General features: G+C 64.5%; 19 protein-coding genes and 1 riboswitch. Of the genes, 12 read left to right on the top strand and 7 right to left on the bottom strand.

Annotated features, from left to right (window positions below):
• Positions 1 to 350: 350 nt before the first annotated feature.
• Positions 351 to 1,382: an adenosine deaminase gene (locus tag E1H16_RS17205; protein WP_134325155.1), complete on the bottom strand. Its 1,032-nt coding sequence runs from the start codon at positions 1,380 to 1,382 to the stop codon at positions 351 to 353.
• A gap of 110 nt (positions 1,383 to 1,492) precedes the next feature.
• Between E1H16_RS17205 and E1H16_RS17200 the strand changes: the two genes are divergently transcribed.
• The 4 genes from E1H16_RS17200 to E1H16_RS17185 all read left to right on the top strand — a co-directional run bounded on the left by E1H16_RS17200 (position 1,493) and on the right by E1H16_RS17185 (position 6,409).
• Positions 1,493 to 2,398 carry a hypothetical protein gene (locus E1H16_RS17200; RefSeq protein WP_134325154.1) on the top strand — a complete coding sequence of 302 codons (906 nt, stop codon included), beginning with the start codon at positions 1,493 to 1,495 and terminating at the stop codon, positions 2,396 to 2,398.
• 65 nt (positions 2,399 to 2,463) lie between these two features.
• Positions 2,464 to 2,569: riboswitch (TPP riboswitch) on the top strand.
• Between the two features lie 54 nt (positions 2,570 to 2,623).
• A complete protein-coding gene (locus tag E1H16_RS17195; RefSeq protein WP_134325153.1) occupies positions 2,624 to 3,679 on the top strand; it encodes a thiamine ABC transporter substrate-binding protein in 1,056 nt (351 codons plus the stop codon).
• A gap of 61 nt (positions 3,680 to 3,740) precedes the next feature.
• Positions 3,741 to 5,351, top strand: a complete 1,611-nt coding sequence (locus tag E1H16_RS17190; RefSeq protein WP_208379130.1) for an ABC transporter permease — start codon at positions 3,741 to 3,743, stop codon at positions 5,349 to 5,351.
• A gap of 14 nt (positions 5,352 to 5,365) precedes the next feature.
• On the top strand, positions 5,366 to 6,409 hold the full coding sequence (locus E1H16_RS17185; RefSeq protein WP_134325152.1) for an ABC transporter ATP-binding protein: 1,044 nt from the start codon (positions 5,366 to 5,368) through the stop codon (positions 6,407 to 6,409).
• 41 nt (positions 6,410 to 6,450) lie between these two features.
• On the opposite strand, the gene E1H16_RS17180 is transcribed toward E1H16_RS17185, so the two are convergent.
• Both E1H16_RS17180 and E1H16_RS17175 read right to left on the bottom strand, forming a co-directional pair.
• On the bottom strand, positions 6,451 to 7,242 hold the full coding sequence (locus E1H16_RS17180) for a PP2C family protein-serine/threonine phosphatase (RefSeq protein WP_134325151.1): 792 nt from the start codon (positions 7,240 to 7,242) through the stop codon (positions 6,451 to 6,453).
• 93 nt (positions 7,243 to 7,335) lie between these two features.
• Positions 7,336 to 8,013: an EcsC family protein gene (locus tag E1H16_RS17175; RefSeq protein WP_134325150.1), complete on the bottom strand. Its 678-nt coding sequence runs from the start codon at positions 8,011 to 8,013 to the stop codon at positions 7,336 to 7,338.
• A gap of 112 nt (positions 8,014 to 8,125) precedes the next feature.
• On the opposite strand from E1H16_RS17175, the gene msrA reads away from it, so the two are divergent.
• The 5 genes from msrA (at position 8,126) to E1H16_RS17150 (ending at position 13,045) form a co-directional block, all read left to right on the top strand.
• Complete coding sequence (gene msrA, locus E1H16_RS17170) at positions 8,126 to 8,773, top strand: peptide-methionine (S)-S-oxide reductase MsrA (protein ID WP_134325149.1); 648 nt, start codon at positions 8,126 to 8,128, stop codon at positions 8,771 to 8,773.
• A 170-nt stretch (positions 8,774 to 8,943) separates the two neighbouring features.
• Positions 8,944 to 9,453 carry a ferritin gene (locus E1H16_RS17165; protein WP_134325148.1) on the top strand — a complete coding sequence of 170 codons (510 nt, stop codon included), beginning with the start codon at positions 8,944 to 8,946 and terminating at the stop codon, positions 9,451 to 9,453.
• A 283-nt stretch (positions 9,454 to 9,736) separates the two neighbouring features.
• On the top strand, positions 9,737 to 10,804 hold the full coding sequence (locus E1H16_RS17160) for a 3-deoxy-7-phosphoheptulonate synthase (RefSeq protein ID WP_134325147.1): 1,068 nt from the start codon (positions 9,737 to 9,739) through the stop codon (positions 10,802 to 10,804).
• A 121-nt stretch (positions 10,805 to 10,925) separates the two neighbouring features.
• Positions 10,926 to 11,894 carry an aldo/keto reductase gene (locus tag E1H16_RS17155; protein ID WP_134325146.1) on the top strand — a complete coding sequence of 323 codons (969 nt, stop codon included), beginning with the start codon at positions 10,926 to 10,928 and terminating at the stop codon, positions 11,892 to 11,894.
• A 188-nt stretch (positions 11,895 to 12,082) separates the two neighbouring features.
• Positions 12,083 to 13,045 carry an MBL fold metallo-hydrolase gene (locus E1H16_RS17150; protein WP_134325145.1) on the top strand — a complete coding sequence of 321 codons (963 nt, stop codon included), beginning with the start codon at positions 12,083 to 12,085 and terminating at the stop codon, positions 13,043 to 13,045.
• 47 nt (positions 13,046 to 13,092) lie between these two features.
• On the opposite strand, the gene E1H16_RS17145 is transcribed toward E1H16_RS17150, so the two are convergent.
• From E1H16_RS17145 to E1H16_RS17130, 4 genes are all read right to left on the bottom strand, one after another.
• Positions 13,093 to 14,292: a TetR/AcrR family transcriptional regulator gene (locus E1H16_RS17145; protein ID WP_134325144.1), complete on the bottom strand. Its 1,200-nt coding sequence runs from the start codon at positions 14,290 to 14,292 to the stop codon at positions 13,093 to 13,095.
• A 90-nt stretch (positions 14,293 to 14,382) separates the two neighbouring features.
• Positions 14,383 to 15,534 (bottom strand): acyl-CoA dehydrogenase family protein, encoded by a 1,152-nt coding sequence (locus E1H16_RS17140; protein WP_134325143.1) that lies wholly within the window; start codon positions 15,532 to 15,534, stop codon positions 14,383 to 14,385.
• Positions 15,535 to 15,687: 153 nt separating this feature from the next.
• Entirely contained in the window at positions 15,688 to 16,371 is a 684-nt protein-coding gene (locus E1H16_RS17135) for a histidine phosphatase family protein (RefSeq protein WP_134325142.1), read from the bottom strand.
• Between the two features lie 91 nt (positions 16,372 to 16,462).
• The gene (locus tag E1H16_RS17130) at positions 16,463 to 16,885 is read right to left on the bottom strand and encodes a pyridoxamine 5'-phosphate oxidase family protein (protein ID WP_134325141.1); all 423 of its coding nucleotides are present in this window, start codon (positions 16,883 to 16,885) and stop codon (positions 16,463 to 16,465) included.
• Positions 16,886 to 16,995: 110 nt separating this feature from the next.
• On the opposite strand from E1H16_RS17130, the gene selA reads away from it, so the two are divergent.
• Genes selA through selD form a run of 3 tightly spaced genes read left to right on the top strand, consistent with a single transcriptional unit; the run spans position 16,996 to position 21,133 of the window.
• Positions 16,996 to 18,303 carry an L-seryl-tRNA(Sec) selenium transferase gene (selA, locus tag E1H16_RS17125; RefSeq protein WP_134325140.1) on the top strand — a complete coding sequence of 436 codons (1,308 nt, stop codon included), beginning with the start codon at positions 16,996 to 16,998 and terminating at the stop codon, positions 18,301 to 18,303.
• The gene (selB, locus tag E1H16_RS17120) at positions 18,300 to 20,093 is read left to right on the top strand and encodes a selenocysteine-specific translation elongation factor (RefSeq protein WP_134325139.1); all 1,794 of its coding nucleotides are present in this window, start codon (positions 18,300 to 18,302) and stop codon (positions 20,091 to 20,093) included. Before selA ends, selB begins: the two co-directional genes overlap by 4 nt.
• On the top strand, positions 20,090 to 21,133 hold the full coding sequence (gene selD, locus E1H16_RS17115) for a selenide, water dikinase SelD (protein ID WP_134325138.1): 1,044 nt from the start codon (positions 20,090 to 20,092) through the stop codon (positions 21,131 to 21,133). Before selB ends, selD begins: the two co-directional genes overlap by 4 nt.
• The last annotated feature ends 73 nt before the right edge of the window (positions 21,134 to 21,206 follow it).

The following is a 21,206-nucleotide window of genomic DNA, read 5'->3' as shown; positions in this document are numbered from 1 at the left end:
GACGCGGGACGACTGGAAGTCCTGGGCCGTGGTGGCGCGACAGTCGATTCGGCGGCGGCCACGCCGAACTGAGCCGCGTTGGTCGACCGCGAGGCGTTGGTGGAACGCGACGGGCGACTCGAGCGTGACGAACCCGTCGATCGAGCGCTCGTCGAGCGTGAACTAGTCGAACGCGAATTAGTCGAACGCGGACTCGTCGATCGTGAACCGGCCGAACGCGTCGATCGTGCGGAACCGGTGGATCGCCCTGCGGACGTGGACCCGGCCTTGGAACCGGACGCGGACCCGGCAGTGGACCTGGAGGCGTCGGTCGATCGCGTGCGGCGTGCTTCAGGCTCGCTCATCACCGATCAGACCTTCGCGGCATACGCATCGATTTCTGCCAGCAGGCGCGTCTTCGTGGCCTCGGGCGCGAACGAGCGCCGCACCGCCGATCGCGCCAACTCGGTCACCCCGGCGCGATCCAGGCCGAGCAAGTCAGCGGCAATCTCGTACTCGCGGTTCAGCGTCGTACCGAACATCGGCGGGTCGTCGCTATTTATCGTCACCGGCACGCCCGCGGCCACGAGTGTCGGTAACGGATGCGCGGCTAGCGAGTCGACGCAGCGGGTGGCCACATTCGAGGTGGGGCATACCTCGAGGGTGATCTCCCGCTCGGCGAGCAACTGCATCAAGGCCGGATCTGTGGCGGCTGCGATACCGTGACCGATCCGTTCGGCGCCCAGATGCTCGATCGCGTCCAGCATCGTCTGCGGCCCGGTTGACTCACCAGCGTGGGGGACGGAGCGAAGCCCGGCCGAACGTGCGGCGTCGAAGTGCGGTTTGAACTGCGGCCGCGGTACGCCGATCTCGGGACCGCCGAGACCGAAGCCGACGAGCGAGGACGGACCGTGATCGAGTGCGACCGCCAGGGTCGTGTCGGCTCCGGGAATCCCGTTCTCACCAGCGATGTCGAAGATCCACTGCAGTTCCAGCCCGAAATCTCGGTGTGCGGCAACCCGAGCGTCCTCGATTGCCTCGACGTACGCCTCGGGCGCGATCCCGCGGATCACCGATGTCTCTGGAGTACAGGTCAACTCCGCATACCGCACCTGCTGCGCCGCCAACGACTGAGCGACGCCGTAGGTCAGCGAGCGAATGTCCTCTGGAGTGCGTATGAGATCGACCACTGAGAGGTACAACTCGATGAAATGGGCGAAGTCGGTGAAGGTGAAGTATTTCGCCAGGGCCTGAGGGTCGGTTGGCACGACTGCGTCCGGATGCCGCGCGGCCAGTTCAGCGACAACCTCCGGGGACGCCGAGCCGACGTGATGTACGTGTAGCTCGGCCTTCGGCAAGTTCGCGATGAACTCCGATAGCGGGTGTTCCTGGGGAACCGTCATGCCCTCTAGTCTGTCGCATGAAGACCGCGAGGTGGCGGAGCCGACGGACTGAGAGTCGGAGAGCTGCCGTGCGACTACTCACGATGACTATGAACTGAGGCTGAAACACGATGTCCATGCCCCCGCAAGGTCCCGGCGGCCGTCCGAACCACGACCCATACGGCACGGGCGGCACCCCGCAGGGGTGGAATCAGCCTCAGGGTGGATGGGACGGCGCGCAGGCGGGTGGACATCCGCAGGATTCCCACCAGCAGGATCCGTACCAGGCTCCGCAGACCGATCCGTACCAGCAGCAATACGACACGTACGCCGCGCAGAACCAGGACTATCAGCAGTCGGGCTACCAGACCGAACAAATGCCGGCGGCGTACGACGCGTCACTCTCGGCCGCGACGATGACCGGCGGATCCTCGCCGGCGGGTCCCGGATGGGAAGAACCTCCGCGCAATAACAACACGTTGCCGTGGATCGTCGGCATCGCGATCATCGTGGTCGGCGCGGTCGTGGCCGTGCTTCTGCTGGTCAATAGCGGCGACGATGATAAGAGCGCCGGCGGTGGTGGCTCCGAACAGTCTCAACCGGCACAGTCCGAGGGGGACCAGGCAGAGGAAGATGCGCAGGACGGATCCGGCGATGGTGCAGACTCCGGTGCCGACGCGGGCACGGATGGCGGCTCCAACGACGGTGGCGCCGGTGATGGCGGCGATACCGGCGGGAGCGGTGGCTCCGATGACTCAGGCATGGACTCGCTACCCGAGGAAGTCCCAGTACCTGCCAGCGTGACTATCAGCAGCGCGACATACTGCTCCGGTTCGACCTGTTCCGGCCTGTTCGAAGCGGACGATCCGGCCGCGGCGTACGACGAGTGGGTGGCCGCGCTCGAAGACGCCGGTTACACGATCTCGTCCAAGGACATCATCGGCTCCGGCGACTCGGCGATCTGGACGATCGAAGCCGAAGGTGCGTACTCGCTGAGCCTCGGTTGGGCCGGAACCGGTTATCTGTTGGTTGAGTAGCAGCCGGTAACCCTCGAGCGCCCGGCGACGACACGGTCGCCGGGCGCTCGGGCTATATTGGTGGGCGCATACGACAGGGGAGCGCCGCAGGGCGCTGAGAGTGCGGACGGACCGCAGACCCTCGAACCTGACCCGGTTAGGACCGGTGGAGGAAGTCGGGACTCAGTCGGAATCGATGCCCCCGTGGCTTCAGTCCGGCTCCCTCGCTGTTGACGGAGGGAACATATGTCGAAGCAACGCGCAGCAGTCGCCGGCTTGGTGGTTATTGCTGGCGCCGCCAGCCTTACCGCATGCGGTGTGGATTCAGGGGCCGGCGATGATGACTCGAAAACCATCACCGTGATGAGCCACGATTCGTGGGGCGCACCGGATGAGCTGATCGAGCAGTTCGAGGAAGAATCCGGATACACCGTGAAGGTGCAGACCGCCGGCGACGCTGGGGAGGTAGCTAACAAACTCATCCTCACCGCGGATTCGCCTACCGCCGACGTGATCTACGGCATCGACAACACATATGGGATGAGGGTCGTCAACGCGAACGTGATTGAGCCCTACGTGGCGAGCACCGCCACCGACGAGGCTAAGGAACTCGCGCTACCCGGCGCCGAGGACCAGCTCACCGCGATCGACTACGGTGACGTCTGCTTGAACGTCGACGATGCCTGGTTTGCCGAACATGACATAGATCCACCGACGTCACTGGACGATTTGATCGATCCGAAGTACAAGGACTTGTTCGTCACTCCCGCCGCGTCGACATCCTCGCCAGGGTTGGCATTCTTGCTGGCCACCATCGCGCAGTACGGCGAGGACGGTTGGCAAGACTACTGGACGAAACTGATGGATAACGGCGCGAAACTCACGAGCGGATGGAGCGACGCCTACTCGGTCGACTTCTCCGGCGGCGAAGGTAAGGGTGCGCGCCCGATCGTGCTGTCGTACGCGTCTTCGCCACCCTTCACCATCCCCGAGGGGGAGAGTGAGCCGACGACCTCGGCTGTGTTGAACACCTGCTTCCGGCAGATCGAGTACGCCGGTGTGATTGCCGGCACTGACAACGCCGAGGGCGCTGAAGCATTCATTGACTTCCTGGCCGATACGCCGTTCCAGGAGTCGATCCCCGACACCATGTTCATGTATCCCGCGAGCGGTGCGGCGCTGCCTGAGTTGTGGGCGGAGCACGCGCCACTGGCCACCGATCCGCTGAGTGTCGATCCGAAGGAGATCGAGGCGAATCGGGATACCTGGCTCAAGGAGTGGGCCGACGTCACCGCAGGTTAGCGCGAAGCAGTCCCGCGGTACACCGAGCCGCGCGAAGGTCGGCGTCCCGACGTGGGTGCTGGTGGCGATCGCGGCGATCCCGATCGCCTTCCTCGCAGTCTTCTTCCTGCTGCCGATCGGCGGCATGCTGCAACGCGGGTTCTTCACTGACGGTGCGCTCGACCTGTCGGCTTTCGGTGACACGCTCAGCAGCCCGCGAATACTGCGGCTGATCTGGCTGACCGTCGCGCAGGCGGCGGTGGCCTCGGTGCTGTCGGTTCTGCTCGGCGTGCCTGTGGCGTACTGCCTGTATCGCCTACGGTTGCCGGGAAGCGGCCTGTTGCGCGCGATCGTCGCGATGCCGTTCGTGCTACCCACCGTTGTGGTCGGCGTCGCGTTCCGCAGCCTGCTCAACGAAGCCGGTCCGCTCGGATTCCTCGGCCTGGACGGCACCTGGATCGCGATCATCCTCGGGCTGATCTTCTTCAATATCTCCCTTGTGGCGCGCACCGTCGGATCCAGCTGGCAGGGACTGGATTCACGCGCCGAGGAATCAGCGGCCGCTCTCGGCGCCTCACCGATGACCGTGTTCCGGACCATCACACTTCCGGCGCTACGTCCGGCGATCGTTTCGTCGGCATCGGTGGTGTTCCTGTTCTGCTCGACCGCGTTCGGCGTCGTACTCACCATGGGTGGGTTGCAGTACGGCACGATCGAAACCGAGATATACCTGCAGACCGCGCACTTCCTTGATCTGAAGACCGCCGCGGTACTGTCCGTGCTTCAACTGGTCGTTGTGCTCGGTCTACTCGCGTTCATTGGCCGCTGGCGTCGCGGCGTCGCGCCAAACCCGACCGTGCGTGTCGTACGGCGACGCCCGCGAAGGAGCGAATGGCCCGTGCTCACGGTGCTGGTCATTGTCCTGGCATTCCTTCTCACGCCGATTCTCGCGCTGGTGGTGCGCTCGTTGCAGCGCGGCGGGCAGTGGACGCTGCAGAACTACGTAGCGCTCGCCGACGAGGACTCGAATCCGGCACTGTTGGCTCCGGTGACGCAGGCGCTACGCGCCTCGTTGATCATTGCAGCGAACGCGACCGTGATCGCTGTCCTACTGGGCGTTCTGGTCGCCTTCGTGCTGTCGCGCGCCAGCGCAACCCGCGGGGGTCGTCGCGCGACCAAGGTCTTCGACGCGGTGTTCATGTTGCCGTTGGGTGTCTCGTCGGTGACCGTCGGCTACGGCTTCTACATCACGCTGAATAACCCCCCGCTGGACCTTCGCACCTCGTCGGTGCTGATCCCGATCGCGCAGGCCACCGTCGCTCTGCCGCTGGTCGTGCGGACGCTCACTCCGGCGTTGCAGCAGATCGACGACCGACTGCGGCAAGCCGCGATGATGCTGGGGGCGCCGTACTATCGGGCCTTGATGACGGTCGACGTCGCGGTCATTTGGCGGCCACTGCTGGCTGCTGCCGGCTTTGCGATGGCGGTGTCGATGGGGGAGTTCGGCGCCACGGCGTTCTTGGCGCGCAGCGATAATCCGACGCTGCCGGTGGTGATCTTTCGGCTCATATCGCGGCCGGACGCCGAGAGTTTCGGAATGGCGATGGCGGCCTCGGTCGTGCTGACGGTGGTGACTGTGGTGATCATGGGCTTGGTGGAGCGGCTGCGGGTATCGACGGTGGGGACGTTCTGATGGAGGTCGTGCCGATGGATGAAGAGACCGTGCCGGTAGACAGCAACTCGACAGAAAGCAACGCGACGGCACTGGAACTTGACGGCGTCCGTGTGCGGTTCGAGCGCACCGTGGCTGTCGAGGGGGTGCGCTTGCAGGTCGACGCGGAAGAAATCGTCGCAATCCTCGGTCCCTCGGGCTGCGGCAAGTCGAGCTTACTGCGCGCGATCGTCGGTCTTGAGCCTCTCGATGGCGGCACCGTGACGTACGACGGGGTCGATCAAAGCGCGATCCCAGTCCATCGCCGCGGATTCGGCTTGATGTTTCAGGATGGGCAGTTGTTCGAGAACCTCTCGGTACGTCAGAACGTCGGCTACGGTCCACGGCGGCATAAGGCGTCGCGCGCCGAGACAACCGCCATCGTCGATGAGCTGTTGGAGTTGGTGGGGCTGGCCGGATACGCCGCGCGGGCGCCGTCCACCCTGTCGGGTGGTCAGCGACAACGCGTCGCCCTCGCGCGAGCGCTCGCGGCAAAACCACGGCTGCTGCTCCTGGACGAACCACTGTCGTCGCTGGACGCCTCGCTTCGTCGGCGGCTGGCCGATGATTTGCGGCGAGTACTCAAACAGACGGCTACGACCGCATTGCTGGTGACGCACGATCATGACGAAGCATTCGCGATAGCCGACCGAGTGGTGTTGATGCGCGATGGGAAGTTCGTTCAGCAGGGCACGCCCCGTGAGGTGTGGTCGGCCCCGGTAGATGAAGCTGCGGCGTTGTTCCTCGGCTACGCCCGGGTCCTTCGATCCGGTGACTGCGTCCCGCTGCGACATGCGTTCGGACTTGGCGAGCAAACGCTGGCGCTACGGGCAAACGCTCTGCGTATCGCCGCGGACGGTGCCTTGGTGGCATCGGTGCGCTCCGTGGCCCCTGCGCTCGACGAGTTGCGGCTCATCGTGGCGATCGAGGGTGGCGAGGAACTCGAGGCAGTGGCGCCGATCGATGCTCAGGTGGCCACCGGGGACGTCGTACGGCTCAGCCTGTTTCGCAGTGGGACCGCAGCGATATCGGAGAACTGATCGAGATCATCGCCGCGTCCGGGGCTCATTCGGCCGACGGTTTATTCCTCATCGGCGATGACTTTGGAGGTTACGGTGTCGGCCCCCGGATCAGTCGTGGGCGCGGACTCGTCGGCGGTCAGGATGTCGATGAGGATCACCGTGACGTTGTCCGGGGCTCCCGCCTCCAGCGCGAGTTCGACGAGTCGGTCGGCTGCTGCATCGACATCAGCGATGTCCAAGGACGTGATGATGTCCCCGCGGGCGACGTAATCAGTCAGGCCATCTGTGCACAGCAGGTAGCGATCGCCGGCGATGCGCCGCAGCGTGGTGAACCTCGGCTGTACGTCCTGCCCGTTCAGGGACTTCAACACGACATTGCGATACGGATGGTGCTGCGCCTGGTCGGGAGTGATGTCGCCGTTGTCGACCATCAGTTGGACGAACGAGTCATCGCTGGTCAACTGCGTCAGCTTGTGCTTGTCAGCCTGGTAGAGGTACGCGCGGGAGTCGCCGATGTTCGCCACGGCGATGCGACGATCACCGAACATCACCGCGGTGACCGTTGTGCCCATGCCCTCCAGGGTGGGATTGTCAGCGACCTGGCGAGCGATTTCGGCCGTAGCGTTGTCGATTCCTTGGGTGAGCGCGGCGGTGATGTCGTCGCTCGGGTGCTCGCGGTCGAGCGCGGCGAGCATGTCCTTGGTAATCGTGGAGGCGACTTCTCCGGCGGCGTGACCGCCCATCCCGTCGGCCACCAGAATCAGGCGGTCGCCGACGTAGAAGCTATCTTCGTTGTTCTCCCGCACGAGACCGAGATGCGTGCGAGCTGCTGCGCGCAGCAGGTTTGGCATCGTGACTCCTCGACGCGTGCTCGGACCGGTGCCCAGCAAGTTTAGACCCAACGCCGTTGCCAAGTTGTGACCCGCGCAGGTGGCGGATTCGGATCAGAGTGTCGGCCCGTGTTCCTTCGAGGCGTACCTGCCTACCTGACGGGTCGTCCAGCCATCCGTAGCGCCACCGATGATGCCCGCGAGCCCAGGAATCGAGCGGCCGATGAAGCTTGCGGTCGACCTGCCTGCAGCCCGAGCGATGATTTCGCCGATCACCGCGGCACCGATCTGGTTCGCGGTCTTCTCGTCAATGGGCGGACCTGTGGCGATATCGCGCGGGCGGGACGGTATCCGGTCCTCGGCGAGCAGTTTGCGCACCGCCTTCGAACCGAGGATCGTCGCGAATACCGCAGTACGCACCCGGTCATCGCCCAGATCGTAGCCGCGTAGGTGCGCTATCGCGGCCACCATGCGGCACTGCAGGATGGCGATTCCGACGACGTTTGCGGGGATCGTCGCGACTTTGCTGGCCAGACCGCCGATGTTTGTTGCGAACCCTTCGACGGCGGCCAGTTTGGTGTGGTCGGAGATGATGCCTGCGATTGCCTCGCGCACGTTGCCGTTGGCTTTTTGCAGCCGGGCGTCGGCGTACACCGCGGCCGGGCGCAGCGGCCCGATGCCGTCCAGCGCTTTACCGAACGCGACTCGCGCGACTTTGCCCGAGGCTTCTGGGGTCGCGCGTTGTACGCGCGGGATGATCACCCGGTTCAACAACGTGTCGCGAAGCCCCATCGTCGCCTCCTACGGCCGTCGGTCAGGTACGGAAAGTATGCCCCCGACCGTCGCCGGATGGCAGGCGTGGCTGCGGGTGGGCAGCAAACGAATTGGGTCGTAGGCTGGGTGCATGGTCATGTGGGGTCAAGAACCGGTGATGGTCGCTGAGCACGATGCGCTGCCAGGACGAGACGGGTACCCGTACCGAGTGCCCGCGATGAACGAAGTGCTGGGCACGCCGTTGGACGGCCCGTGGCCGGACGGCACCGAGGTCGCCGTACTGGGCATGGGGTGCTTCTGGGGCGTCGAACGGATCTTTTGGCAGATCGACGGCGTGTACTCGACGTCCGCGGGGTACGCCGGTGGCTTCACCACATACCCGACGTACGAGGAAACCTGCACCGGTCGCACCGGGCACGCTGAGGTGGTGCGGGTGGTGTACGACCCGTCGAGAGTCGGTTACGACGAACTACTCAAGACGTTCTTCGAAAACCATGACCCCACGACCAAGTGGCGCCAGGGTAACGATGTCGGTACGCAGTACCGTTCGATCATCCTGACCACCTCGCCGCAGCAGGCCGAGACGGCGCAGCGAGTGCGGTCGGCGTACTCGGCGGAGTTGGTCGGTCGTGGGTACGGCGAGGTGACGACCGAAATCAAACCGGCCGGTGAGTATTACCTGGCTGAGGACTATCACCAGCAGTACCTGCACAAGAACCCCGGCGGCTATTGCAATCACGGTTTCAACGGGGTGACTTGTCCGGTCGGATTGGCCTGAATGAATCGCCGTCCCGAGGCGGCAGTAATTAGGTTTACCGCACCTTAGTGAAACTCAGGGAAACCAGCCCTGACCTGGTATAAGGCGTGCCTTTCCTGGGCGTCACAATGCACAAAATACTTCCGGATAACTGGTGATTCTTCGACCACTGTGGGCATACGATTGTCCACATGAAGATGGATAACGCACTGGAAAAGGCTTTCTGCCAGCAGATCACGATGGAGTTCGAAGCATCGATGGTCTACCGCCAGTTGGCCATCGAAATGGACGTCCTCTCCCTGCCCGGAATGGCTGCGTGGTTGCGCCATCAGGCGGACGAGGAAATCGTCCACGCGAACAAGTTCATCGATCACCTTCTGGACCGGGATAACCACCCGACCATCGGATCGACCGACGTGAATGTCCAGGAGATGGACAACCCGCTCGCGGCCTTCACTGCGGCTCTGGAGCACGAGCGCAAGGTGTCGGAGGCGATTCGCGACCTCTACCGCCAGTCCGAGGAGGTCGGCGACCTCGATTCGCGTCCGCTGCTCAACTGGTTCCTGACCGAGCAGATTGAGGAAGAGGCGACGGTGACCGAGATCGTGGATCGCATCAAGTTGATTCATGACGACGGGCCCGGTCTGCTTCGGCTCGACGCGGAGCTTGGCTCTCGCCCCACGAGCACGACCGAGGATTAATGCAATGCGCGACGAGGACGCGTGGCTCAGGCCGCGTGCCCTCGTCGCGCAGGTGCAGCGCAGATCACAGAGCTGCCATCGGTTCTTCGGGTATCCTCGTTGCATGCTTCCCGTGAGTCAGTATTGGTTTTTTGGGTCGGCTCCGGCCGGCGCAACTCGCATCTGACGCGCGCAACCGGAGCCGACTAAGGCGTGGACCGCAACGGTCCGCGCCTTTCGCCATTCAAGAGGCGGGCGCTCCGGGACGTGGGGTGATCCGCCGTACAGGAGAGGGACACCCCAGATGAACGCCGCACTTCGACAGAACACCGAGAATCTTCGGGTTCGCCAGATTCAACCGCTGCCGACCCCACGCGAGATCCGCGAAGAACTGCCGCTGCCCGACGACGCCGCCGAACTGGTCGCGCGCTCCCGCAAGGAATCGCAGGAGGTGCTGCGCGGAGAAGACGATCGCCTCTTGGTGGTCGTAGGGCCATGTTCGGCGCATGATCCCGAGGCCGTACTTGACTACGCCCGCCGGCTCTCCGCGGTCTCCGACCGCCTAGGGGAAGACCTGCTGATCGTGATGCGGGTGTACTTCGAGAAGCCGCGCACCACGACGGGCTGGAAGGGTCTGATCAACGATCCTGCGATCGATGGCAGCTACGACATTCCGCGCGGTCTGCGCCTTGCCCGCCGCGTACTGCTCGACGTACTCGCCGCTGGGGTCCCGGCCGGTTGCGAATACCTCGAGACCACCACGCCGCAGTACATCGCGGACACGGTGACGTACGGCGCTATCGGAGCCCGCACGGTCGAATCGCAGGTGCATCGTCAGCTCGCGTCGGGGATCTCGATGCCGATCGGGCTGAAGAACGGCTCGGACGGCGACGTCCAGGTCGCCGTCGACGCATGCGTGGCGGCCTCCGCCGCGCAGACTTTCCTCGGCGTCGACGCCGACGGGCGCGGTGCAGTCGTGATGACCGACGGTAACCCGGACGGTCACGTGATCCTCCGTGGCGGCCGTGCCGCGCCGAACTACGACGCTGATTCGGTGGCCGTCACGATGGCGCTGCTGCAGAAGGCCAACCTGCCCGAGCGGGTCGTCATCGACGCCAGCCACGGCAACAGCCGCAAGGATCACGTCCGCCAGGCGGAGGTCGCGCGAGAGGTCGGCGAGCAGATCGCGAGCGGTTCGCGCGAGATCGTCGGGGTGATGCTGGAGAGCTTCATCGTCGAAGGGAACCAGAAGCCGGCCCCGTCCGGACTCACCTACGGCCAGTCGGTGACGGACGCCTGCATGTCGTGGGAGGCCACCGAGGCGCTTCTGGACGACCTCGCCGGCAGCGTCCGCGCTCGCCGCACTTCCTAACCCCTCTCAACGCTCGCACCCCCGCCCGGTCGTCGACCGGAGCGGGTGTGACGGGCGGGGAGATCTGCTGGCCGCGTGTGTGGACGATGACGGGCGGCGTGCTGCGCAATAGGCTTCGATCATGACTGAGCTTCCACAGCGCGAACTAGGTACAGGCGGACCGCGGATCACGGCCGTCGGGATTGGCTGCAATAACTTCGGTCGGCCAGGAACCGCGACGGTGTCCTTCGAAGGAACGCGCGCTGTAGTGGACGCCGCGATCAACAGCGGCGTTACGTTCTTCGACACTGCCGAGATGTACGGTCAGCCGCCCGGGACCAGCGAGCTGCTGCTCGGCGAGGCGCTCCGCAAACGCAATCGCGATGACGTCGTGATCGCGACCAAATGGGGACATCAGGCCGCGATTGCGTCCGGCGCGCAGGACTGGGGCCCGAAGGGCGCGCGTACCTACATCCGTAATGCGCTGGAGTCGTCGTTACGTCGATTGCGCACCGACTATGTTGACCTCTACCAGTTCCACACGCCTGATCCACTCACACCGATCGCCGAAACGCTCGGCGCGCTGCAGGAACTGATCGACGAGGGCAAGGTTCGACATATCGGGCATACGAACTTCACTGCGGCTGAAATCGAGGAGTCGAACGCCGCGGCGGCGGCCGACGGACTAACCCCGTTTGTTTCCGGGCAGAACGATTACTCCTTGCTGAATCGTGATCCGGAACAATCGGTCCTGCCCGCGCTGGCGGCAGCGGGTATGGGATTTCTGCCGTACTACCCGCTGGCCAACGGGTTACTGACCGGCAAGTACACGCAAGGTAAGACGCCGCAGGGCTCCCGGCTCGCTGCACTCAAACCGGAAATGCTCGCCAGCGTCGACTGGGCACAATTGCAGCGGTTTCAGGCGATCTGTGATGACGCCGACGTGACGATGCTGCAGGCGACCTTCGGCTGGCTGCTGGCCCGACCTGGGCTGACCAGTGTGATCGCGGGAGCGACCTCGCCCGATCAAGTTGCTGCCAACGCCGAGGCCGGACGCACCGACTTTTCCGCTGACGTGCTCGCAGCGATCGAGGGGGTCTTCGCGCGGTGAGGAGCTGGGGCGATACCGGGTTGCCGACCGTACCGGCCGTAATTGGCGCCGGACTTCGTGCTGTGGGCACTCCAGGTTGCGCCACGAAGTTGCTGCGTGACACGGCCTTCTGCTCGCGCGATCTGATTGCGGCGTGCGGACGCGGCGCAGTTCTGACACGCTAGGGGCACGACGCCGAGGGGGCAACGATGAGCTCAGGACACGCGCACCGCACGCCGGGCCCACCACGTATCGAGGAGGTCTCCGACGGCGTTTTCGCCTATATCCAGCCCGATGGCAGTTGGTGGATCAACAACATGGGCTTCGTGGCCGGGCGCAAACACACGATCTCGATCGATTCCAGCTCGACCGTGGCGCGGACCACCGCGTACCGCGACGCGATCGCAAAGACGACGTCCGCCCCGGTGACGACCCTCGTCAACACGCATCACCATGGCGACCACACCAACGGGAACTTCTTGTTCGAGGGCGCGACAATCGTCGCTCACGAGCAGGCGCGCCGGCTCATCGTGGAAGATGGCAAGGAAGGCATCCAACGGTTGCAGCGTGCCGGGGTTTTCGTTGGACCGGACGGCGGACCAGATTGGGGTGACATCGAACCAGCGCCGCCATTTCTCACCTATACAACGGGTGTAGACCTGTACGTCGATGATCTGAAACTCGAAGTCCGTCACCTTGGGCATCCTGCGCACACCACGAACGACTCGATCGTGTGGTTGCCCGAACGGCGGGTTCTGTTCACCGGGGATCTGCTCTTCAACGGCGGCACGCCATTTCTCCTGATGGGGTCGGTGACCGGCGCAATCGAAGTCGTCGACGCGCTGAAACGATTCCCCGCAGACGTGATCGTGCCCGGGCATGGCGACATCTGTACGCCGGAGACAATCGATGAGGTCTTGGAGTATCTACGCTTCGTCCGAGAACTTTCGGTGCAGGGACACTCCGCTGGCATCCCGCCGCTCGAACTCGCTCGCGAGGCAGATCTCGGCAAGTTCGCCGACCTCACCGATTCCGAACGTATTGTCGGCAACCTGCACCGCGCGTACCTCGAACTGGACGGCGCCCAACGCGGCGCACCGATCGACGCCATAAAAGCGATCGGAGACATGGTCGCGTTCAACGACGGCAATCCACTGACCTGCCTCGCCTGAAACGCCCGGCTGAGTCGGCGCGGCAGGCCGCCGCGGTTCCCCGGCTCTCAGGTGCCAGCGACCAGGATCGCTATGGCGAGTTCGGTCAACCGCGTGGACAGGTCAGCTCGACGGTGTGCGTTTCCGGTGCGCACCAGGTTGTTAATGACAGTGAATACAGCGTTGACCCGCAAGGCCAATTCGCGTGGATCGTGACCAGGGATAGCCTGAGCGACGACTCGCACCCACACGCGTAAGTAGTCGTCCTGGAGCCGATAGGTGGCTGCACGCTCGTGCTCTGGGAGTTGGTCGCGCTCGCTGATCAGCAGTCCGATCAGATGGCTGTTGCGCACCGAGAATTCAATGTGCGAGCGCAGCAGAATCTGCAGTGATTCCTGTGGGTCGATCGTTTCGTGTATCAGTGGGATTCCGGCGTGCAGGCGCTCATTCCCGCGCACCATCGCCGCAACCAACAGGTCGGTCTTCGCGCCGAAGTGCTTGTACACGCTCGGCCCGGCCATGCCCACCGCCGCTCCGATGTCATTCATGCTGACCGATCCGTAGCCGCGCCGGTCAAACAGCTCGATTGCTGCGTTGAGCAGTTGCTCGCGGCGGGTATCGAGATTTGCCTGGTGATGCCCCCGCTCGACTACGGCGCCTGTGGACTCGGTTCGCAGCGTGCATTGTGGGACAGCGTGTGCGATGGCGTACGCCAACTCTTCGCGGCGCGGTTGTCGGATAGCGGGTTCCCGTGTGGCGGCGCCCGCTAGTACGCCGAGCAGCGACCAGGCGAGCAACTCTGCGTCGGCCTCTGACAGTTCGCGGCGCTCGTCGCCGATGAACGCAGTTATCTGGCGCACCAGACCGGTCAGTCGTGAGCGCGCCTGCGCGCGCTCAGCGTCTGGCAGATGGCGCGCCTCGCGCTGCCAGAGCGCTGCGAGTCCGGTGTGCTGCATCGAGAAGTCGACTAATGCGGTCACGAGTTCGTAGATGTTCGCTGCGGCGCGGACGGCCTCCTCGAGGCTGTCGAGGCCGTCCCGCACCGCGGCGAGTAATAGCTCTTGCTTGTTGCGCACGTGCCGGTAGATCGCAGGCGCGGAGATCCCCACGGCGTCAGCGACGTCCGCGAGCGTGACGCGGTGAAAGCCGTGCTGCCGGAACAGATCGGCGGCCGCGGCGATGATCTGTGCCTTACGATCCCGCGGGCGCGGGCGCGGGCGTGCCTGGAATATCGCCGTGCGGACAGGCAAATCCGCAGCCTCGCTCATGTCGGCACCCTTTGGAGGGTGCACTCTGGGAAGTGGTGCGTCATCCGCACTCGCGGCGGCTCAGAGGCTCGCGTGCTCGAGGATGGGAGCTCAGAGGCTCATCGACTTCGCGATGATGGTGCGCATGACCTCGCTGGTGCCGCCGTAGATTCGCGAGACCCGAGTGTCGGCGTACATTTTCGCGATGGGGTACTCAAGCACGTAACCGTATCCGCCGTGCAATTGCAGGCACTTGTCGGCGACGCGCCCGGCCATCTCGGTACAGAACAGCTTGGCTTTAGCAGCATCAACGGCCGTGAGTGTGCCGGCGTCGTCCGCCTCGATAGCGCGGTCGACCATCGCTTCGGCTGCCTCGACCGTGGCGGCACAGTCGGCTAGCACGAACTTGGTGTTCTGGAACCCGGACAGCGGTTTGTCGAAGACTTGCCGGTTCTTCACATAGTCGACAGTGTGTTCAATCGCCGACCGAGCCAATGCGTAACTCTGCACCGCGATCGTCAGGCGTTCCCGAGGGAGGTTATTACCGAGGTACGAGAACGCTTTACCCTCCTCGCCGAGAAGGTTCTCAGCCGGCACGTGAACGTCCGTGAACGACAGTTCGCAGGTATCGCTGGACTTCAGACCGATCTTGTCGAGTCGGCGGCCAACCTCGAACCCGGTCGTCTTCGTGTCCATCACCAGCAAGGACAAGCCCTCGCGGCGGTTGTCGCCAGTGGGAGCAGAGGTGCGTGCGACGACGATGATGAGATCGGCTTGCGAGCTGCCGGTGATGAACGTCTTGGCGCCGTTGATGACATAGTCGCCTCCGTCGAGGCGCGCGGTTGTTTGGATGCCGGCGAGGTCCGAGCCGGTGCCCGGCTCGGTCATCGCGATCGCGAGCAGCAGCTCGCCGCTGGCGATGCCGGGGAACCAGCGTTTCTGCTGTTCTTCGTTGGCAAGATTGCGCAGGTACGGCACGATGATCCCGGTCGAGATGTCGTAGTTGCCGAACGAAACCGCCGCGCGCGCCGCCTCCTCGGTCATCACGGCCTGGTACTTGTAGCTGATCTTGCCGGCGCCGCCGTACTCCTCGGGAATATCGAACGCAGTCGCGCCCGTGCCCGCCAGCTTCTTATAAAAGTCGTGCGGGACGTAGCCCATTGACTGCCACTGTGGGTAGTTCGGGGTGATCTCCTTGGCGATGAAGCTACGAATCGTCGAGCGGAAGGCCTCGTGGTCTTCGTTATAGATGGTGCGGTCCATGAGCTAGTCCTACCTCGTCAATTGGCTAGTGTGACTTAACCAACACAGGGACGGACGCTGTTGCTGCGACTGATGACGTCCCTCATTCGATGGCTAATTGATATTAACTTTCGGTGGCATCGCTTGGTATGTCAATGCAGTCAGGTCATGCTCTCAGTGCCAGGACGAGCGCTCGCGCGGAGTGGGAACGACGTCCGGGTTCCACTGCTCGAACGGCGCATTGAGCTTGTAGCGATCGTCCTCCTGCAGGCCAAGAACGATGAATTCGCCGTTGTCCGGATTAGAGATCGATTCGAAGTACTCCACGCTCCAGTGGAACCAGCGCATGCAGAACAGGCGCATCGTCAGTCCGTGCGTCACGATGACGACGTTCTCCGACATCTCGGGCTCGGCGAAGTTGCGGTGTAGTGACTCCAGAAAAGTGGATACGCGGTCATAGACATCGGAGCCGGACTCCCCATTCGTGAAGCGGTACCAGAAGTGCCCGTACTCGTTGCGGATTCGCTTCTCCATCTTGATCTGCGCCGGGTCTTGGAAGTTCGCCCAATCCTGCTCGCGTAGTCGTGGTTCGAGTCGCAGATCGTCGTCGGTGATGCCGAGGCCCAGCAGCATCGCGCTCTGGCGAGTGCGTACGTACGGCGAGGCCCAGACCCGTAGCGACTCGCCGTCAATGAGTTCCCTCAGCCGGACACCTGCCGCACGCACCTGCTCGCGGCCACGTTCGGTCAGGTGTAGCGCGTGGTCGGGAACGGTCTCGTAGATCGTGTCATCGGCATTGCCCTGGCTCTCGCCGTGCCGTACCAGGATGATCCGTTTCGGTCGGTATCGAGCCCCCATGGGCTCAGCCTATCCAGGTGGATCACCGTGACCCACCGGTGTGCTTGGTTGCTGGCGGTCGGAGGCTGGGACGCGTCGAGAGTGACGTCGTCTACTCGATCCGGGCATCTTGGGGGACGTCGAACCTGAAACGTCGTCCGGTGACCTTGATGGGGGTCAGCCGGACCAGCACATCTCTGGACTCGGCGACCCAACGGCTCAGACCGAGTTTCTCGGCCTCCTCGATCTCGAATTCGCGGTCGAGTTGCCGTGCTGAGCATTTCGCGATCACGCTCCACCCCGACTTGTCGTCCCAATCGTCGATTTCGAACGCGACAGGACGCCCAAGCGCGATTCCGAACAGCTTGGTGCCCTCCGCGGTGCGGATATACATGGAGCCCTCGCGCAACTCGTAGCTGACGGGGAATACTTCGACCTCATCGCCAATGATCATGGCGACGCGGCCGATCGGTCTGCTGCTGAGCAGATCCCAGCACTCTTCCTCGGTGATCACGCTGACTGGCGGCTCGCTCATTACCTAGGTGTATGTCGACATAGTCGGAAGGTCAACGGATTCGCTAGGCAATATTCGACAGCGTGGAAGGATGTGCACGACAGGCACGGCCGGTGACCGAAGGGGCGGATATGACCGAATCGATCGATCCGCGGGCGCGAGTGCCGAGGACCGACGCGTTGCTGAGCACGGCAGTGGCGACCGCCGCGATCGAGACGTACGGACGACGATTCGTCAAACGTGTGGTGCACGAAGTGCAGGACGCCGTACGCGCTGGTGACGTCGACCCCGCGCAGGCCGTGGCCGATCTCGAGGTCCGCCTGTCCCGGGGGCTGATCGGCCTACGCCGAGTGCTGAACGGGACCGGGGTGCTCGTGCACACCAATCTTGGCCGCAGCCCACTGTCGGCCGCGGCGCTGGCCGCGATCAGCGTGGCGGCCGGTACCTGCGACGTCGAACTGGATCTCGATACCGGTCGCCGCGGCAACCGAGGCGCGTCCCTGAACGCCGCGCTGCTCGCCGAGGTCACGCCGGCCGGCGGCGTACATGTGGTCAATAACGGCGCTGCCGCCCTCGCGCTCGTCGCGATGGCACTCGGCGGTCGCGGCGAAGTGATCGTCTCCCGTGGCGAACTGATCGAGATCGGCGCCGGATTTCGGCTACCCGATCTCGTCGAGGCAACCGGCGTACGCCTCAAAGAAGTCGGCACAACCAACCGCACCCATCTAGCCGACTACCGCGACGCCATCAGCGAGGACACCCGACTGATTCTGAAGATCCATCCGTCGAACTACCGCGTCGAGGGGTTCACGACCGGCGTCGGCGTCGACCAACTGGGCGACCTCGGAGTGCCGGTGGTCTCCGATATCGGTAGCGGCCTGCTGCATCCGCACCCGATGTTGCCGGACGAACCCGATGCAACGACGCACCTGAATGCCGGGGCGGCGGTGGTGACCTCCTCGGGCGACAAGCTCCTTGGCGGCCCGCAGGCAGGAATGATCTTCACCGCCGATGCGGATGTCGCGACGCGCTTGAAAAAGCATCCGATGGCGCGGGCCTACCGCATCGACAAACTCACCCTCGCAGCATTGGAAGCGACCGTCGTCGGACCGGAGGCTCCGGTGATCGACATGTTCGAGACGCCGGTGGACGAATTGCGGCTGCGCGCTTCGCGCGTGGTTGCGGCGCTCGACGGTATTGATGCGCGCGCGGTTGACACAGTGTCGACGGTCGGTGGCGGGGGAGCGCCGGGCTCCGAATTCCCAAGCGCCGGAATCAGCCTGCCCTCGTCGTACGCCGCCGCGTTGCGTGCTGCGCCGATCCCCGTTCTCGCACGAATCGATAACAATCGATGCATTGTGGACCTGCGCGCGATCGACGCCGCAGACCTGGATAACGTACGTGAATCAATCCGGTACGCGGGCGCGGCGGGCGCATGACACGAAGTGCCGTCTTTGCCACCGCAGGACACGTCGACCACGGAAAGTCGGCGCTGGTGCGCGCGCTCACCGGTATCGAACCAGATCGATGGGATGAGGAACGGCGTCGCGGTATGACGCTGGACCTGGGCTTCGCCTGGACGACCCTCGCAGAGCAGGTGGACGTCGCGTTCGTTGATGTGCCGGGACACGAACGCTACGTGCCCACGATGCTGGCCGGCGCGGGGTCGGTCGCCGGCGTGCTGTTCATCGTGGCCGCCGACGAAGGATGGGCGGCGCAATCCACCGAGCACCTCGAGGGCTTGCGGGCACTCGGCGTACGCGATGGGATTCTGGTGATCACCAAGAGCGACCTGATGGAGCCCGAACTCGCCGAGGCTGAGGCTCGTGAACGGCTCGACGATGCGGGGTTCGCGGGCATCCGATCCGTCGCGGTGAGTGCGCTGACCGGCGCCGGTCTCGACGAGCTGCGTGCGGAGATGCTGGCGCTCGCGCGCAGACTGCCGGAGCCGCATCCGGACGGCGATGTGCGGCTCTGGCTGGATCGGTCTTTCAGCATCTCCGGGGCTGGAACGGTGGTCACCGGGACCCTCACCGACGGCACGCTACGCGTCGGCGACGAACTCGAACTTCGCGGGCTGCAGGGCGCGGATCCTCGGCGAGTGCGGATTCGTGGGCTGCAGACCGCCGGCCAGGAACGCGAGTCGGTGAGCGGGGCAAGCAGGGTAGCGGTGAATCTGCGAAATGTTCCTCCGCATGAGGCGCCGCGAGGCTCCCAGCTGCTGTCGCCGGATGCCTTCCTGCGACCTGAGGTCATTGACGTCCGCCTCGACGCTGATCGTGACCGGATGCCCGCGGCGTGTGTGGTTCACATCGGTACGGCATCGCTGCAGGCTCGACTGCGGCCGCTCGACGCTCACCACATGCGGATGACTTTCGACGTCCCGCTGCCGGTGCGGATTGGCGATCGAATGGTGCTGCGCGACCCGGGCCAGCACATCGTTCTCGGTGCCGCAGTGGTTCTCGACCCCGACCCGCCGGCACTTCGCCGTCGCGGCGCTGCCAAGCATCGAGCCGCCGCGCTCACGGAGTATTCGACAGCCCCGGATGCCGCCGTGCTCCTTAGGGACAAACGCCTGGTACGAATCGACGTACTTCGAAAGATGGGGTGCGTTGCGTTACCGGCCGCGATCGACGGATGGTGCTTGGACCCCTCGTACCGGAAGGTCCTCGAATCGCAACTCGCCGACCTCGTCGCTGCGGACGTGCAGGCAGACGCAGACTCACGCGGAGTCTCCCTCGGGGCCGCGCAGCGTCATCTTGACCTGCCCAGCCGTGCGGTGTTGCTGGAACTACTCACCGATGACCTCACCGTCACCGACGGCCACATCGTCAGTGAGCACCACGCGGTCATGAGCCCAGCGAGTACCGCGGCGATGCAACGGTTCGCGGTCGAGGTCGCGGGCAAGCGGTTCTATTCACCCGAAGCCCCACGGCTACGGGAACTCGGACTCGACGCGAGCACGCTGGGCGTACTCTGTCGGCACGGTCACCTCGTCGACCTCGGCCGCGGCATCTACTTGACGCCTGACGCCATTGAGGAGGCCGCGACCCTGTTGTCCGCGCTCGACGGGGCGTTCAGCCTTGGTGAAGCGCGCATCGCGCTCGGTACGACGCGCCGCATCGCCGTACCGCTCATGGAGCACCTGCAGCGCACCGGCCGAACGCGCAGGATGGGCGGCGATAAGCACGCCATCAGGCCACCGTCCACCGAAGGAGAAACACGATGACCGGAATTCAACTATCGAAGCGGTTGACGGAGTTCAGCCATGGCGGCGGCTGCGCCTGCAAACTCGCTCCCGGCGAACTCGCGAACGTGCTCGACGATATCGATCAGTCGCAGTTCGGCGAATTGATCGTCGGCACCGAGACTGGCGATGATGCAGCGGTGTGGCGGCTGGATGCGGAGCGCGCGCTGATCTCGACGACCGACTTCATCACTCCGCTCGTCGATGATCCATACCTGTGGGGTCGAGTGTCGGCGACCAACGCGATCTCCGACGTATATGCGATGGGCGGTCGGCCGCTGTTCGCGTTGAACCTTGTCGCCTGGCCGTCGACCGAATTGCCGACCGACATGTTGCGCGAGGTCGTGCGTGGTGGACTGTCCGTCGGTGCCGAAAACGGTTTCGCGATCGTCGGCGGGCACAGCGTGGACGATCCGGAGCCAAAGTACGGACTCGCCGTCACCGGTGAGGCGCACCCCGATCGGCTGTTGCGCAACACCGGGTTGCGGGCCGGCGACCAGTTGATCCTGACCAAACCGCTGGGCGTGGGGGTGACGACGACGGCGATCAAACTTGGCCGCGCCGGTCAATCGCTGGTTGATGAGGCGATCGGCTGGATGACGACCCCCAACGGCGACGCATCGCGGATCGCGCTGGAACACGGGTCGACCGGCGCCACCGATGTCACCGGATTCGGACTACTCGGGCACCTGTCCCGGCTCACCGTCGCCTCGATGGTCGATGTAACGATCAACGCCGCCGACGTGCTGTTCTTCGACGGTGTCGCAGAACTGGCGACGGACGGCGTCGTACCCGGCGGGAGCCGACGGAACCTGGAATGGGTCAGCCCGCTTCTGAGCGCCGAGGGGAAGTCCGAGCCCGAATTGCTGATGCTCGCCGACGCACAGACGTCCGGTGGTCTGTTATTCGGTGTCGCTGCCGATCAGGTTGATTCCGCGCTGCAGCAGTGCGCAGCGGTGGGCCTGCGGGCCGCCGCGATCGGCTCGGTTACCGCAGGTAGCGGGCGCATCACCGTCGCCTAGGCACACCGTTCGTCAGCGGTCGGTTTGACGCGGCCGCTGGGCCGACGATTGCTGGCGGGTTAACCTCGCACCA

The organism is Cumulibacter soli (assembly GCF_004382795.1).
In the GTDB taxonomy this organism is placed as follows: Bacteria; Actinomycetota; Actinomycetes; order Mycobacteriales; family Antricoccaceae; genus Cumulibacter; species Cumulibacter soli.
The sequence above is the reverse complement of the archived record's forward strand: the minus strand, read 5'-3'. Positions and strand labels throughout refer to the sequence as shown.

Coding starts and splice junctions, on each gene's coding strand:
- E1H16_RS17150 (WP_134325145.1), top strand. CDS start 12,083: ATGAGCTCAGGACACGCGCACCGCACGCCGGGCCCACCACGTATCGAG.
- E1H16_RS17195 (WP_134325153.1), top strand. CDS start 2,624: ATGTCGAAGCAACGCGCAGCAGTCGCCGGCTTGGTGGTTATTGCTGGC.
- E1H16_RS17175 (WP_134325150.1), bottom strand. CDS start 8,013: ATGGGGCTTCGCGACACGTTGTTGAACCGGGTGATCATCCCGCGCGTA.
- E1H16_RS17185 (WP_134325152.1), top strand. CDS start 5,366: ATGGATGAAGAGACCGTGCCGGTAGACAGCAACTCGACAGAAAGCAAC.
- E1H16_RS17135 (WP_134325142.1), bottom strand. CDS start 16,371: ATGGGGGCTCGATACCGACCGAAACGGATCATCCTGGTACGGCACGGC.
- selD (WP_134325138.1), top strand. CDS start 20,090: ATGACCGGAATTCAACTATCGAAGCGGTTGACGGAGTTCAGCCATGGC.
- msrA (WP_134325149.1), top strand. CDS start 8,126: ATGGTCATGTGGGGTCAAGAACCGGTGATGGTCGCTGAGCACGATGCG.
- E1H16_RS17200 (WP_134325154.1), top strand. CDS start 1,493: ATGTCCATGCCCCCGCAAGGTCCCGGCGGCCGTCCGAACCACGACCCA.
- E1H16_RS17130 (WP_134325141.1), bottom strand. CDS start 16,885: ATGAGCGAGCCGCCAGTCAGCGTGATCACCGAGGAAGAGTGCTGGGAT.
- E1H16_RS17155 (WP_134325146.1), top strand. CDS start 10,926: ATGACTGAGCTTCCACAGCGCGAACTAGGTACAGGCGGACCGCGGATC.
- E1H16_RS17205 (WP_134325155.1), bottom strand. CDS start 1,382: ATGACGGTTCCCCAGGAACACCCGCTATCGGAGTTCATCGCGAACTTG.
- selB (WP_134325139.1), top strand. CDS start 18,300: ATGACACGAAGTGCCGTCTTTGCCACCGCAGGACACGTCGACCACGGA.
- E1H16_RS17180 (WP_134325151.1), bottom strand. CDS start 7,242: ATGCCAAACCTGCTGCGCGCAGCAGCTCGCACGCATCTCGGTCTCGTG.
- E1H16_RS17140 (WP_134325143.1), bottom strand. CDS start 15,534: ATGGACCGCACCATCTATAACGAAGACCACGAGGCCTTCCGCTCGACG.
- E1H16_RS17160 (WP_134325147.1), top strand. CDS start 9,737: ATGAACGCCGCACTTCGACAGAACACCGAGAATCTTCGGGTTCGCCAG.
- E1H16_RS17165 (WP_134325148.1), top strand. CDS start 8,944: ATGAAGATGGATAACGCACTGGAAAAGGCTTTCTGCCAGCAGATCACG.
- E1H16_RS17145 (WP_134325144.1), bottom strand. CDS start 14,292: ATGAGCGAGGCTGCGGATTTGCCTGTCCGCACGGCGATATTCCAGGCA.
- selA (WP_134325140.1), top strand. CDS start 16,996: ATGACCGAATCGATCGATCCGCGGGCGCGAGTGCCGAGGACCGACGCG.